Origin of the sequence: Bacillus cereus group sp. MYBK101-2 (assembly GCF_051918845.1) — a bacterium.
Classification (GTDB): Bacteria; Bacillota; Bacilli; order Bacillales; family Bacillaceae_G; genus Bacillus_A; species Bacillus_A paranthracis.
Genome location: NZ_JBQAIE010000012.1, coordinates 61,510 through 75,451 on the forward strand (window position 1 = coordinate 61,510; position 13,942 = coordinate 75,451).

The window sequence follows — 13,942 nt, forward strand, 5'->3', positions numbered from 1 at the left end:
ACAAGCGTAGGAGGATATATATGACGAAACCAGTTGTAGACGTGAAAAACGTTCAAAAAGTGTACGGTAAAAAAGGTGAGAACCAATCACATGCATTAAAAGGTGTATCATTCTCAATTCAAGAGGGTGAGTTTGTTGGGATTATGGGACCATCTGGTTCTGGTAAAACGACATTATTAAATGTAATTTCAACGCTAGATAAAGCAACGGGCGGCGTTGTTGAAATTGCAGGAACGGATATTACACAAATGAAGCAAGGTGAGCTTTCAGATTTCCGTTCACAAAAATTAGGATTCATCTTCCAAGACTTTAACTTATTAGAGAACTTATCTATTTACGAAAACATTGCACTTCCACTTTCTCTTCAAGGTGTCTCGTCGCGAAATATTGGGCCAAAAGTAGAGAAGGTAGCAGATATGTTAGGCATTTCAGCAATACTTCAAAAGTATCCATCTGAAGTATCTGGTGGACAGAAACAACGTTCAGCAGCGGCGCGCGCACTTGTGCATGAGCCTGCAATTATTTTAGGGGACGAGCCAACAGGAGCGCTTGATTCTAAAAATGCAACGAGTTTACTTGATGCGATGACAAACTTAAATAAAGATCAAGGTGTATCGATTATGATGGTTACACATGATCCGTACAGTGCAAGTTACTGTCAGCGTATTTTATTCATTCAAGATGGTGAGCTATATAAAGAAATTCACCGCGGTGGTACACGTGAAGAATTTTATAAAGAGATTTTAGATGTGCTTGCAGACTTAGGCACACAAAAAGCGTAAGAAAGGAGGCTCCAGTATGTTATTTAAACTTTCCATGTCAGGACTGAAAAGTAAGCTGAAAGATTACATCGTCTTACTTGTCGGCCTTGTCATGTCGATTTCAATTTTTTATATGTTCCAAACGTTAGCGCTGAATAAAGCGTTTATCGAATCTAACTCAGTTATTCAATCGATTGGATTTGTATTCCAAGCAGGTTCATTTTTACTCGCTATTATAACGTTCTTCTATATTTTATATGCGAACTCTTTCTTATTATCTCTTCGTCAAAAAGAGTTTGGTATGTATATGATGTTAGGAGCAAAAAAACATAAAGTTACATTACTTATGTTTATCGAAACAATCGTATTAGGCGCTGCGTCTCTTGCGATCGGTATTACAGTTGGTGTAGGACTTGCAGAAGGTATCGGTCAGTTATTAATGAAACAATTAGAATTTGCTGGTGAAGGCTATAAAGCATTTTACCTTCCATCAATGACTGTTACTTGCATTTTCTTCTTCGCACTATTTGTATTATCAGCAATTATGAATAGTATTAAGTTATCACGTATTTCTGTATTGCAACTTGTACATGCAGATGCACAAACAGAACGTGTTGCAGTAAAAGGGAAAATGACAGGCGTAGTTGCATTCCTTGCGGTTATTTTATTAGGAATTGGCTATGCATCAATGATTTACATGGAAAAACTAAGAGAAATGGGAATCCTTATTGCATTAATTACAACAACAGCTGGTACTTACATGCTATTTGGATCACTTCTTCCGGTTATTATTAAAAAATTAAAAAGTAATAAAAAACGTAGTGAAAAAGGGCTTAACGCTTTTACATTTGCACAATTAAATTTCCGTATTAATAGTTTAACAAAGGTACTTGCAACAGTAGCAATGTTAGTTGCGCTTGGAGCCGGTGCAATTTCAGGTGGTATGGCGTTTAAAAATAACGTTATAAAAATGGTTGATGGTTTCGTAATATATGATTCAGTAGTTCATAACCCAACAGCTGAAGAAAAGAAAATTTTAGACGGTATTACATTTAAAGAGAAAAGCGAATATCGTTACAAAGTGGATGATAAATACGTTTACTATGTAAAAGAGGATTTAGAGAAAAATCGCCCTTTAGTAAAAGATATGGCAAATATGGAGTCGATGAAGGATTTAGTGAATACGAAGAAAGTTTCAGAGGAACTACCAGTAGGTGCAGTTTCTAGAGAAATGAATGAGAAAGATGCGAACGCTAAAGAACTTCCACAAGAATGGGTTGATGCTTTTAGTACAATTCATCCATATTATATATATGAAGATCATGCAATTAAAATTGTAGATCAAAAAATGTACGATGGGATGAATGGTAAAGAAGGTATAGCATTTATCGGAAAAACAGATGATTTCTTAACATATACAAAAGAATGGAAAAAACTTGACGAGTTGCAGCTAGATAAATATAAAAATGTAACAGCTGAAAGAATGAACAGTAAATATCAATCTTACGATATGTTCTACGGAGTTGCGAGCGGAACAGTATTTATGGGCTTCTTCCTTGGAATTGCTTTCTTAGCAATGATGGCAAGTTGTTTAATGTTTAAAATTCTTTCTGGTGCATCAAAAGATATTACGCGTTATCAAATGCTTCGTAAAATCGGTGTGCGCCGTGAATTATTAACGAAATCCATTTATAAAGAGTTATTCTTAGTCTTCCTATTCCCAGCAATTGTAGGTATCGCCCACGTATTAGTTGGTATGAATATTTTCGGATTTATTTTAATGGATCCTTACTTCCGTATTTGGGTACCAATCGTAATTTTCGTAGTAATTTATGCGATTTATTACTTCATTACAGTTCAATTGTATAAAGGAATTGTTCTTCCGAAAGAAGATTAATACGTAAAAAGCCGAGTGAAAATGCTCGGTTTTTTATATTTTCAGAAAAAAACACTTTAATGTTACTGAAATATATAATAAAATGTAAATAAGTAACATAATATGTGAGTATCAGCAATCGAAAAGTGAAAGGAGGAATCCACTCTAATAGAAAGAAGCTGAACTTGTACCCCCTATTTTTCTACCCACACGACATTTGTACAATCATAAATTTCCAAATGAAAAATTGTCAGATCTAAGTCGTATATTGTGAAAATAATGGATAATACATGGAAATCCTATAGCATGATAAGGTAAAATGAACAGGATAATGAGAAAATTACCGTTCATAAGATGAGGAGAATACATGTATGGAAGTTGTAGAGGCATTAAAAGATATAAGCCAAATTGAGGCTATGAAAAAGTATTTAAAAGAGCATTCACAGCGAGATTATCTTTTATTTGTTATTGGAATTAACACAGGATTAAAGATTACTGAGCTACTTAGTATGAAATTTGAAGAGATATTAAATGAAGATGGAACTGTTAAAGAGTTTTATTCTCTTCCTGTGAAAGATGAAAAGTTTAAACAAGATATTTATTTAAATACAAAAGTAAAAGAAGCACTTTTAGAGTACGTACAATCTATTGATGTGAAAAGAGAAAACTACGTATTTCAATCTAATAAAACGAAAAATTCAATTACACGTCAACAAGCGTATCGTGTAATTCATAATGCTGCTGAAGCGGTTGGGATTGTTGGTAAAATCGGAACAAACTCAATGAGAAAAACGTTTGGATTTCATGCATACAAAAGAGGGATAGCGATTGCACTATTGCAAAAGCATTTCCATCACGCAACGCCATCAGAGACGCTCAAGTATTTAGGAATCTCAAAAGATGAAGAATTTAAAACCGAGATTGATGTTGATTTGTAAAAGCCGTAACTAAAAACTTTAGGAGGCGGGAATATGAATATTCGAGAGAGTGAATTACCGGGCATTGGATGTAAGTTTGAAGTAATTACAAAAGGTAATGAAAAGCTGGTTATTGTTATTCACGATGATGGCCGAAGAGAAATGTATCATTTTGATGCAGATCATGATGAAAGTATTTCAAGTATTTCTCTTCGTGATTCGGAAGCGAGACAAATTGCAGCTATATTGGGCGGAATGGTATATAGACCACAAGCGTTAGACACGATTGAGATGGCTTTTGAAGGATTATCAATTGAATGGTTTAAGGTGGAAAATCATGCACCAGTCGTACAAAAAACAATTGGTAGCTTACATGTCAGAAAAACATATAATGTAACGATTATTGCTATTTTAAAAAAGAATATGAAGAAATTCTTTAATCCAGGTCCAGACTCTATTATTGAAGCTGGCGATATGCTCGTGTTATCAGGCGCGAGACATGAAGTGAAAAGAATTATTAATGAATTGCTTTCATCAGGAGGTGATTCATAATCGATGGATACTTTAATCTTTGAAGTTGGAACTGCGTTAGTATTAGTAGCTTTTGCAGCTATCCTCGCTGCGAAGTTAAAGTTCTCGATTATTCCGTTTCTCATTATACTCGGTATGTTAGTGGGGCCTCATGCCCCCGATCTAGGACTTATCGATTTAAGGTTTATTGAAAGCGGAGAAGTTATTTCCTTCCTCGGCCGCGTTGGCGTCATATTCCTCCTATTCTATTTAGGTTTAGAATTCTCAATAAAAAAATTAATTAAATCAGGAAAATCAATTGCTTTTGGGGGGACTGTCCACATATCACTTAATTTCATATTAGGTTTGCTTTATGGATATGTTATGGGCTTCCCCTTATTAGAGACGTTAATTATTGCTGGAATCATTACAATTTCATCGAGTGCAATTGTTGCAAAAGTAATTGTTGATTTAAGAAGATCTGGTAATAAAGAGACTGAATTAATATTAGGAATCATCATGTTTGATGATATTTTTTTAGCTGTATATTTATCAGTCGTTTCAGGGTTAGTACTCGGTGGTGCCACATCATTTGTAGGTGCTCTTACATCGGTGTTAATTGCAGTAGGATATATGCTACTATTCTTTGTAATCGCTAGAAAAGCTACGCCGTTTTTAAATAAAATATTAGATATTTCCTCAAATGAAATTTTTATTATCGTAATATTCGCTATTTTATTCTTCGTAGCAGGATTTTCAGAAACGATTCATGTCGCTGAGGCAATTGGAGCGTTATTGTTAGGACTCGTCTTTTCTGAAACAGAGCATAGTGATCGGATTGAGAAGCTCGTCGTCCCATTCCGTGATTTCTTTGGAGCCATATTCTTTTTCAGCTTCGGTTTAAGCATAGATCCGTTTTCGCTTGGAGGAGCAGTGTGGTTGGCATTAGGAGCAGTTTTCATTACTCTAATCGGCAATTTTACTGCTGGAATGGTTGCGGGACGTAAAGCCGGGTTATCCCATAAGGCTTCTACGAATATAGGTTTAACACTTGTATCACGCGGGGAATTTTCTATTATTGTAGCGAATATCGGCATTGCCGGTGGCTTAATGGCAGCGATTAAACCGTTCTCTGCTTTATATGTTTTAATATTGGCATCGTTAGGACCGTTATTAACGAAAGAGTCTGGGAGAATATACTCTCTACTAGATAAGGTATTTAAATGGAGTGCTAAAGAACGTGCAAAGCGAGAAAAGGAAGTTGGATAGTATAAAGAGGCTGCATGAACTTCATGCAGCCTCTTTATATATTGTTATTGTTGTCATTTTTTGTCGGTAAGTCGATATATTCTAATAATCGCTGATATATTGCAAGTTGCGCCGATATAATTTGATAATCGCTGATATATTTCGAGTTGCGCCGATATATTTCCAAAATCGCTGATATATTTTCAAGTGGCAATCAAGATGATTTCATTTACCGCAAAACCATTATCTGAATTTCATCAACTATTAATCAGTTGCCTTCCTATTTAAAAACGACTACAATTTTACTGTTATAGATGAACGAAAAAATAGAATAGGAGGGGAGACTATGCCAAGGAAAGTATGGCTATTAGTAGCTGGGATGATTATTAATGTCACGGGTGCTTCTTTTTTATGGCCTTTTAATACAATTTATTTGCATGATCACCTAGGGAAATCTTTATCTGTGGCCGGAATGGTATTAATGATCAACTCGCTTACTGGTGTAATCGGAAACTTGCTCGGCGGTGTTTTATTTGATAAATGGGGCGGTTATAAATCAACTTTAGTAGGGATTGTCATTACACTCGTATCGATTTTAGGTCTTGTGTTCTTCCACGGTTGGCCGTTATATGTTGTGTGGCTAGCGTTAATCGGCTTTGGTTCTGGAATGGTCTTCCCATCGATGTATGCGATGGTTGGTACGGTTTGGCCAGAGGGCGGAAGACGAGCATTTAATGCGATGTACGTTGGACAAAACGTTGGTATTGCGATTGGAACAGCGTGTGGTGGATTAGTTGCATCGTATCGTTTTGATTATATTTTCTTAGCAAACTTTATTTTATACTTTGTATTCTTCTTAATTGCTTTTATTGGATTCCGTGGTATGGAAGATAAGAAAGAGCCAGGAGTGCAAAAAGAAGTTGAAACGAAAAAAGGTTGGTCGCTTACACCTGGATTCAAAGCACTTCTTATCGTATGTGTAGCATATGCTTTATGCTGGGTTACATACGTACAGTGGCAAGGAGCAATTGCAACACATATGCAAGAGTTAAATATTAGTCTTCGTCACTATAGTTTATTATGGACGATAAACGGAGCGATGATCGTTTGTGCACAGCCACTAGTTAGTATGTTAATTCGCTGGATGAGGCGTTCGTTAAAACAACAAATTATGATTGGGATTCTTATTTTTGCAGTGTCATTCATTGTATTAAGTCAAGCGCAGCAATTTACGATGTTCCTCGTTGCGATGGTAACATTAACAATTGGTGAGTTATTTGTTTGGCCAGCGGTTCCGACAATTGCAAATATACTTGCGCCAAAAGATAAGTTAGGGTTTTATCAAGGTGTTGTAAATAGTGCGGCGACTGTAGGGAAAATGTTCGGGCCGGTCGTTGGCGGAGCAATTGTGGATTTATACAATATGGAAGTATTGTTTATAGCAATCATGGTAATGCTTGTAGTAGCGCTTATCGCAACGAGTATTTATGATAAACGAGTAAAAGTAGAAGAAACAGTTGAAGAAAAAATTGCAGTTTAGTTTGACGGAACATGTTCACATGTTTTAGAATATATTTAAATAAAACAACCTTTCGAACAAGGGAGATAGCTCGGCTGTCTTAAGACGAATTCGTTAGTTATTAAAAGTAACGATTAACCGAGAAGCCCCGCTTTAAGTAAGCTCTTTAGAGATACGAAGTGGAGGGTAGTTCAAATTAACTCATATGTGTAATAACAGTGAGAAGGAGTAGTAGTAATAGAAGCTGGTTTAGAGAGTTGACGGTCGGTGCAAGTCAATCCACGTTTCGTTATGAACTCGCCTTTGAGTTGCAGTTGTGAAATTAATAGTAGCAATTGCCGTTAATCCACGTTACGGATCTAAGCGAATGTATATTTGTACATTAATTTAGGGTGGTACCGCGGGAATCTATAACCTCTCGTCCCTTTCTAGGGATGAGAGGTTTTTTGTATTTTGGGCGGTGAAAATAAATAGAATTTCAAGGAGGGTATCTCATGAGCTTTAATCATCAAGAAATTGAGAAGAAGTGGCAAGGGTACTGGGAAGAGAATAAAACATTCCGTACGCCAGATGAGACAGAAAAACCAAAATTTTATGCACTAGATATGTTCCCATATCCATCAGGTGCAGGCTTACACGTAGGACATCCAGAAGGTTATACAGCAACAGATATTTTATCTCGTATGAAGCGTATGCAAGGATATAACGTTCTTCATCCAATGGGATGGGATGCATTCGGTCTTCCAGCAGAGCAATATGCACTTGATACTGGAAACAGCCCAGCTGAATTTACAGAGCATAATATTAATACATTCCGTAACCAAATTAAATCATTAGGTTTCTCTTACGATTGGGACCGTGAAGTAAATACAACAGATCCAAACTACTACAAGTGGACACAATGGATTTTCCTAAAACTATTTGAAAAAGGCTTAGCTTACGTTGATGAAGTACCTGTAAACTGGTGTCCAGCACTTGGTACAGTACTTGCAAACGAAGAAATCATTGACGGTAAGAGTGAGCGCGGTGGACATCCAGTTGAGCGTCGTCCGATGAGACAGTGGATGTTAAAAATTACAGCTTACGGAGATCGTCTATTAGAAGATCTTGATGAGCTTGATTGGCCAGAAAGCTTAAAAGATATGCAACGTAACTGGATCGGTCGTTCTGAAGGTGCCGAAGTACACTTCAATATCGATGGTACAGACGAGAAGTTCACAGTTTTCACAACGCGTCCTGATACATTATTCGGTGTAAGCTACTGTGTACTTGCTCCAGAACATGCACTTGTTGCTGATATTACAACTGCTGAACAAAAAGAAGCTGTAGAAGCTTACATTAATTCTGTAAAAATGAAGAGTGATTTAGAGCGTACAGAACTTGCGAAAGAGAAAACTGGTGTATTCACTGGTGCTTACGCAGTTAACCCAGTAAATGGTGAGAAATTACCAATCTGGATCGCTGATTACGTTCTTGCAACTTACGGAACAGGTGCTGTAATGGCAGTTCCAGCTCATGATGAGCGTGACTATGAATTTGCATCAACGTTCAATCTTCCAATGAAGGAAGTTGTAAAAGGCGGAGACATTACGAAAGAAGCATACACAGGTGATGGTGAACACGTAAACTCAGCATTCCTTGATGGTTTAAATAAAGAAGAAGCAATCGCAAAAATGATTGAATGGCTTGAAGTAACGAGCGCAGGAAATCAAAAAGTAACATACCGTCTACGTGACTGGTTATTCAGCCGTCAACGTTACTGGGGTGAACCAATTCCAGTTATTCACTGGGAAGATGGCACAATGACAGCTGTAAAAGAAGAAGAATTACCATTAGTTCTTCCGAAAACAGACAACATCCGTCCTTCAGGTACAGGTGAATCACCACTTGCTAACATTGACGAGTGGGTAAATGTTGTTGATCCTGAGACTGGTAAAAAAGGTCGTCGTGAAACGAACACAATGCCACAATGGGCTGGTAGCTGCTGGTATTACTTACGTTACATCGATCCAAACAATAGCGAAGCACTTGTAGATCCTGAAAAAGTAAAACAATGGCTTCCAGTTGATATTTATATCGGCGGAGCAGAGCACGCTGTACTTCACTTACTATATGCTCGTTTCTGGCATAAAGTATTATACGATATCGGTGTAGTTCCAACGAAAGAGCCGTTCCAACAATTATTCAACCAAGGTATGATTCTAGGTGAAAACAACGAGAAAATGAGTAAATCAAAAGGTAACGTTGTAAACCCTGATGATATCGTAGCAAGCCACGGTGCAGATACACTTCGTCTATACGAAATGTTCATGGGACCATTAGATGCTTCAATCGCTTGGTCTGAAAATGGTCTTGACGGAGCTCGTCGTTTCCTAGACCGCGTATGGCGTCTATTCGTTCAAGATAATGGTGAATTAAGTGAGAAAATTACTGATGCACCAAATAAAGAGCTTGAAAAAGCTTATCACCAAACAGTGAAGAAAGTAACAGAAGACTATGCAGAGCTTCGCTTCAACACAGCGATTTCTCAAATGATGGTATTCATCAACGATGCATACAAAGCTGAAACACTTCCGAAAGAATATGTAGAAGGTTTCGTAAAAATGATTGCACCAGTTGCACCTCACATCGGGGAAGAGCTATGGAGCAAACTTGGATACAATGAAACAATCACATATGCAAGCTGGCCAACATTTGATGAGTCTAAACTTGTAGAAGATGAAGTTGAAATCGTTGTTCAAGTTATGGGTAAAGTTCGCGCAAAACTAACAATGAGTAAAGACGCATCAAAAGAAGAAATGGAACAACTTGCACTTGAAGCAATTAAGGACCAAATTGAAGGGAAAACAGTTCGTAAAGTAATTGTAGTTCCTGGAAAACTTGTTAACGTTGTTGCAAACTAATTCATTCAAAAAAGCTCAGAGGATTTATACTCTGAGCTTTTTTGTGTAGAAAATAATTTCTGGATTACCTTAGTCTAAGTTTTCAATTATTCCATTACGTACAAATAAAAGAGCGGAATTCCCATGCAGACAAACACCTATTTTTCTATAGGAAATATGATAAAAAAGGTAGGCTAAAATGAGTAGAAGAGGTGAAAGGAATGAAAGGGATGGACAATAATGCACCACACGGATTTTTCGGAGGTGGATCGGATAGTTATGAACAAATGATGTTAATGGGAGGGGCTGGCCAACAAGGATACGGTGGAATTCCGAGCTGGATGGATGGAGCAGCAGGAGGTTTTCCAACATCAGTAGCCGGCATACAAACTGGAATGCCGACATCAATGGGAGGTTTTTCGACATCAGGGGCTGGAATGCCTACAGTAACAGGAGGATTTCCAGTAGGAGCACCAACTACATTTCCTTCTTTTGTTGGAGGAGTGCAGACAGGATTTCCGGTACCAGGAGTAGGTGTTGTAGCTGGAGGAATAGGTGGGTATCCGCAATTTGTTCACGGTCAACATGGACATCACCACCATCACCATCAAGGTCACCACGGCCATCATGGACATCATGGACATCATCATCACCATCAAGGTCACCAAGGTCAACATGGACATCATCACCATCAAGGCCACCACGGTCAACATGGACACCATCACCACCAAGGTCACCACGGTCACCAAGGTCAACATGGACATCATCAACAACAAGTACATCACCACGGACACCATCATATACATCCACAGGCTGTTCTTTATCAAACTCATCAAGGTCACCAAGGTCACCAAGGTCACCATGGCCACCACGGCCATCAAGGTCACCAAGGTCACCAAGGTCACCACGGCCACCAAGGTCACCAAGGTCATCAAGGTCACCAAGGTCACCAAGGTCATCAAGGTTACCAAGGCCAACAACACCAACAACACCAACAACACCAACAATACCAACAGTATCAACAACAATCTTCTCCTTGGACAGGTGGAATTGGAGCAGGAGGAGCGGGGGCAGCAGCAGGAGCGGCTAGCATTAGTGGAGCTGCAGGACATGCGGGACACGTGGGTCATTAATGATTGCCAGAAAAAAAGACATAATAAAAAACTGCTAGGAAATCCTAGCAGTTTTTTTCAGCTTCTTGGCGTTGACGTTCGATTTCAGCACGAAGTTGTGGTTCTGGTGCTTGCCAGCCTTCTGGTTTTAGAATTTTGCCGTCGCCTTCACGGAATCGAGGTTTTCCATCAGGGAATAGTTTTGCCATGTTTGCGTTATTTACAATTTCGAATCCTTTATCAGGACGTACGCCCATTTCGGCAAATGTTCCGAATGCAAAATAAATAAGGTCAATTAGTGCATCATATTGATCTTCAACAGTCGTTGCTTCCAGAAATTCTTCTAGCTCTTCTTGCATAAAACTCGCACGGATTTTTGCACGTTCTTCTGTTAGTTTTGTTGGAGTATTTGTCACAGGGTGTCCGAACTCTTTATGCATTTTTGCAACAAGTTCGTACCCTTTATCTAAACCTTTTTCGTTTGTCATGTTGTTTCATCCTTTCTCGCTTTGTCCGAATCTCATTGTAACATAGGGTGATTATGAAATGAAAAGGGACTGTCCAAAAGTTTTAGCTTTTAGTTAAGATAGGGAAAGACTATATCGAATAAACGACAAAACATAACCCATTAATAAAAGAAAGCCATCCCGGAATACTTTTGGGACGGCCCTGCTCGTTATTTTTCTTCTTTTATTAAAATGGATAAAATAAGGTCGATGCCAAACATACCAACGAGCAACATTGGTATAACGACAAGTAAATAACGTGTGAAGGAAACATTTTTTAAATATGTATGAGCAAATAAAAAGACGCCGAGAAATAAAATACCATTTAAAATAGGCTTTACTAATTTTTTAGACATAAGCTCCCCCATAAATATCTTCTCTCTCTATCTAAAATAAAAACTCCTCTTTCCGTTGTATCATGCTGGAGAGAGGAGTTCAATCATTTCTCATTCAATTACACCAGAATTTGTAATATTTACGGTGTATTTTATAGTAACTGGAACATCTTTGTACATTTGTTTCCACTCCTCTAACTTGAATGGGCGATAATGTTGCTTATATTTAGCACCTAGCCCGAGCGGATCGACGCCTAAAGACTTAAGTTGCTTAATTAACTTAGCAGCTTGTTTATCTAATTGTTTTTGGATGTTTTTTTCAATGTTTTTTGTGTTCTTGTTATTTTCTAAGTTAATTTGCTTCGATAGTTCTTGAATACGTGCATCAAGATGAACGTGAATGAAAAAAGAAGGCTTCCCGTTTTTAATTTTTATATCGTAAGTTGGAACAGAACGAATATTATTAATCATTACGTACGCGGAATCCGTTTTGAATTCATGTGAATCTAATTTATGTTTCTCTAATAGTCCTTTAAAGATGAACATATCTTTTTCTGCGATTTTACCGATATATTTATCCTTTTTAAAAAGACCAATTCCGTTGATTTTTATTTTATCACCATGCTTCTTTAGAATGGGAATATAGTAGTCTTGCCCTTCTTGATAATAACGGAATGCTCCTACATGCAGATTATCTGTTGGTAAAGGACCGGTCTCCATATTATGTTCTAACAACTTTTTTATATAAATTGCAACGTTGTATGAAGTCGAATATTTGCCTTTTAAAAGTTCAGTACCATTCCCCTCTAATAAACCAACATATAAAGCGTTCCCTATGTTTACATCTCGAAGTAATGTATCGAATGAAGTAGACATTCCTGTTTTGGCAAGTCTTATCGTATATAGAGCGACACGCATTTGCCCACTAGCAAATGGTTGAGAAGACTCTAAAGATGTTTCAGCTTTTACTTGTTTTACCGCATTTGCGGTGCCTTCAAAAACTTGAACTTTATTTCCTTTTTTCTGAATGGGACAAACGAATGTCACTTTTAGTTTTTTATCTTTTGCAACATCAAATACTGTTCCTTGAATAAGTTGTACATCATCGATAATATTTTTTTGTAAACACCCAGTTAGACTGAAGAATGTTATACAAGAAATCAGTATTAATTTGCTTGTGCTTTTGATTTTTTCCATTTTCTTTTCACCCACACAATAATAAATAGGATTGGGATGTATACATAAATAAGCCAAAAACTCCCCTTTGATGCATTACTAATAAAATTATTAATATCGTGTCTGTTTGTTAAAAGTTGTGAAACAATGAGAGTGATAAACATAAAAGCGATTAAAACACCTCTTTGTTTTACACGGAATATTTCATGTGTTGCTCTCGTTGCTGCCCATAAAGGGAGGATAAAACTTGAAATAATAACGAGTGCATAGCCTGAAATTGCAATATATTCGAGTCTTTCTATAAACGGTAATTGAATGACTTGGGTCATAGAAAGTTGGGGCCATATCGTTTTTAATAATTGTTTTTCACTAAAAAATGCAAAGGCTAAAAGGGTGCTAAATACATATAGAAGATTTGAAAATAGTGCTCCAAGCTGAGCGTATTTATGAGATTGCATAGGCTTTTTCACAAATGGATACACCATGAGGTAAATCTCAAAACCAGTCATACTGTAGATTGACACTTGAGCGGATTTTAAAATGTCTGAAAAAGAATGTGTGAATATAGGCAGTAAATTCTCCCAATGTGAATATTTCAAAACGAATAAGCTTAAAAATAAATATCCCAATGTACCACCAACAGAGATGACGCAAATACCGGTAATGACACGAAATCCAGAAGAGACAATGTAATAGCTAACTAAGCATAAAAAGAGTGTTAACATCCACGTGGAAGCAGTTGGGAACATCCATACTTGAATAATTTCAACATACGTTCGAATGACCGAAATACTGACGATTAAAAAATAAGCTGCAAAGATGATATTAAAGATATTCCCTATCCACTTTCCAAACGTTTGTCGTTGTAAATCAATTAAATTTCCATTTGTTTCTTTTAATAAAAAATACATCATCCATATAAGAAGATGGATACAGAGTCCTGTGATTACAACGCCCATCCAGCCGTCGTATCCAGCGGCCTTTGCGGTGATTCGAGCGAAGCCGAGAACGCCAGCACCGAACTGTGCACCGTGAATTAAGAAGAAAACGAAAATAGGAGATATTTGATATTTTTCTTGAACTTTACTCATCGAATGCAC

General features: G+C 37.3%; 12 protein-coding genes and 1 other annotated feature. Of the genes, 8 read left to right on the forward strand and 4 right to left on the reverse strand.

What is annotated here, in order from left to right:
- The first annotated feature begins 20 nt into the window (after positions 1-20).
- From ACTFSI_RS20755 to ACTFSI_RS20790, 8 genes are all read left to right on the forward strand, one after another.
- Entirely contained in the window at positions 21-782 is a 762-nt protein-coding gene (locus tag ACTFSI_RS20755; RefSeq protein WP_000165859.1) for an ABC transporter ATP-binding protein, read from the forward strand.
- 16 nt (positions 783-798) lie between these two features.
- Positions 799-2,658, forward strand: coding sequence for an FtsX-like permease family protein (locus tag ACTFSI_RS20760; protein ID WP_000897781.1), 1,860 nt, complete (start codon positions 799-801; stop codon positions 2,656-2,658).
- A gap of 350 nt (positions 2,659-3,008) precedes the next feature.
- Positions 3,009-3,575, forward strand: coding sequence for a tyrosine-type recombinase/integrase (locus ACTFSI_RS20765; RefSeq protein ID WP_000454214.1), 567 nt, complete (start codon positions 3,009-3,011; stop codon positions 3,573-3,575).
- A gap of 33 nt (positions 3,576-3,608) precedes the next feature.
- Positions 3,609-4,106, forward strand: a complete 498-nt coding sequence (locus ACTFSI_RS20770) for a cation:proton antiporter regulatory subunit (protein ID WP_001026039.1) — start codon at positions 3,609-3,611, stop codon at positions 4,104-4,106.
- A gap of 3 nt (positions 4,107-4,109) precedes the next feature.
- The gene (locus ACTFSI_RS20775) at positions 4,110-5,333 is read left to right on the forward strand and encodes a cation:proton antiporter (RefSeq protein ID WP_000380186.1); all 1,224 of its coding nucleotides are present in this window, start codon (positions 4,110-4,112) and stop codon (positions 5,331-5,333) included.
- A 325-nt stretch (positions 5,334-5,658) separates the two neighbouring features.
- Complete coding sequence (locus tag ACTFSI_RS20780) at positions 5,659-6,852, forward strand: MDR family MFS transporter (RefSeq protein ID WP_044790848.1); 1,194 nt, start codon at positions 5,659-5,661, stop codon at positions 6,850-6,852.
- A gap of 188 nt (positions 6,853-7,040) precedes the next feature.
- Positions 7,041-7,260 (forward strand) — a binding site (T-box leader).
- A 65-nt stretch (positions 7,261-7,325) separates the two neighbouring features.
- Positions 7,326-9,734 carry a leucine--tRNA ligase gene (leuS, locus tag ACTFSI_RS20785; protein ID WP_044790847.1) on the forward strand — a complete coding sequence of 803 codons (2,409 nt, stop codon included), beginning with the start codon at positions 7,326-7,328 and terminating at the stop codon, positions 9,732-9,734.
- A gap of 200 nt (positions 9,735-9,934) precedes the next feature.
- Positions 9,935-10,846, forward strand: coding sequence for a hypothetical protein (locus tag ACTFSI_RS20790; RefSeq protein WP_440045608.1), 912 nt, complete (start codon positions 9,935-9,937; stop codon positions 10,844-10,846).
- Positions 10,847-10,890: 44 nt separating this feature from the next.
- Here ACTFSI_RS20790 and ACTFSI_RS20795 read toward each other — a convergent pair whose 3' ends face one another.
- From ACTFSI_RS20795 to ACTFSI_RS20810, 4 genes are all read right to left on the reverse strand, one after another.
- Positions 10,891-11,313 carry a hypothetical protein gene (locus ACTFSI_RS20795; RefSeq protein ID WP_000180559.1) on the reverse strand — a complete coding sequence of 141 codons (423 nt, stop codon included), beginning with the start codon at positions 11,311-11,313 and terminating at the stop codon, positions 10,891-10,893.
- A 188-nt stretch (positions 11,314-11,501) separates the two neighbouring features.
- Positions 11,502-11,687: a hypothetical protein gene (locus ACTFSI_RS20800; protein WP_000038782.1), complete on the reverse strand. Its 186-nt coding sequence runs from the start codon at positions 11,685-11,687 to the stop codon at positions 11,502-11,504.
- A 90-nt stretch (positions 11,688-11,777) separates the two neighbouring features.
- A complete protein-coding gene (gene gerHC, locus ACTFSI_RS20805; protein ID WP_044792467.1) occupies positions 11,778-12,863 on the reverse strand; it encodes a spore germination protein GerHC in 1,086 nt (361 codons plus the stop codon).
- Positions 12,833-13,933 (reverse strand): spore germination protein, encoded by a 1,101-nt coding sequence (locus ACTFSI_RS20810; protein ID WP_044792469.1) that lies wholly within the window; start codon positions 13,931-13,933, stop codon positions 12,833-12,835. The genes gerHC and ACTFSI_RS20810 overlap by 31 nt, the downstream gene beginning before the upstream one ends.
- Positions 13,934-13,942: the final 9 nt, after the last annotated feature.

What these genes read in the sequence shown, in the direction of transcription:
- leuS (WP_044790847.1), top strand. Translation starts at nt 7,326, where the DNA reads ATGAGCTTTAATCATCAAGAAATTGAGAAGAAGTGGCAAGGGTACTGG.
- ACTFSI_RS20810 (WP_044792469.1), bottom strand. Translation starts at nt 13,933, where the DNA reads ATGAGTAAAGTTCAAGAAAAATATCAAATATCTCCTATTTTCGTTTTC.
- ACTFSI_RS20790 (WP_440045608.1), top strand. Translation starts at nt 9,935, where the DNA reads ATGAAAGGGATGGACAATAATGCACCACACGGATTTTTCGGAGGTGGA.
- gerHC (WP_044792467.1), bottom strand. Translation starts at nt 12,863, where the DNA reads ATGGAAAAAATCAAAAGCACAAGCAAATTAATACTGATTTCTTGTATA.
- ACTFSI_RS20770 (WP_001026039.1), top strand. Translation starts at nt 3,609, where the DNA reads ATGAATATTCGAGAGAGTGAATTACCGGGCATTGGATGTAAGTTTGAA.
- ACTFSI_RS20760 (WP_000897781.1), top strand. Translation starts at nt 799, where the DNA reads ATGTTATTTAAACTTTCCATGTCAGGACTGAAAAGTAAGCTGAAAGAT.
- ACTFSI_RS20780 (WP_044790848.1), top strand. Translation starts at nt 5,659, where the DNA reads ATGCCAAGGAAAGTATGGCTATTAGTAGCTGGGATGATTATTAATGTC.
- ACTFSI_RS20795 (WP_000180559.1), bottom strand. Translation starts at nt 11,313, where the DNA reads ATGACAAACGAAAAAGGTTTAGATAAAGGGTACGAACTTGTTGCAAAA.
- ACTFSI_RS20775 (WP_000380186.1), top strand. Translation starts at nt 4,110, where the DNA reads ATGGATACTTTAATCTTTGAAGTTGGAACTGCGTTAGTATTAGTAGCT.
- ACTFSI_RS20800 (WP_000038782.1), bottom strand. Translation starts at nt 11,687, where the DNA reads ATGTCTAAAAAATTAGTAAAGCCTATTTTAAATGGTATTTTATTTCTC.
- ACTFSI_RS20755 (WP_000165859.1), top strand. Translation starts at nt 21, where the DNA reads ATGACGAAACCAGTTGTAGACGTGAAAAACGTTCAAAAAGTGTACGGT.
- ACTFSI_RS20765 (WP_000454214.1), top strand. Translation starts at nt 3,009, where the DNA reads ATGGAAGTTGTAGAGGCATTAAAAGATATAAGCCAAATTGAGGCTATG.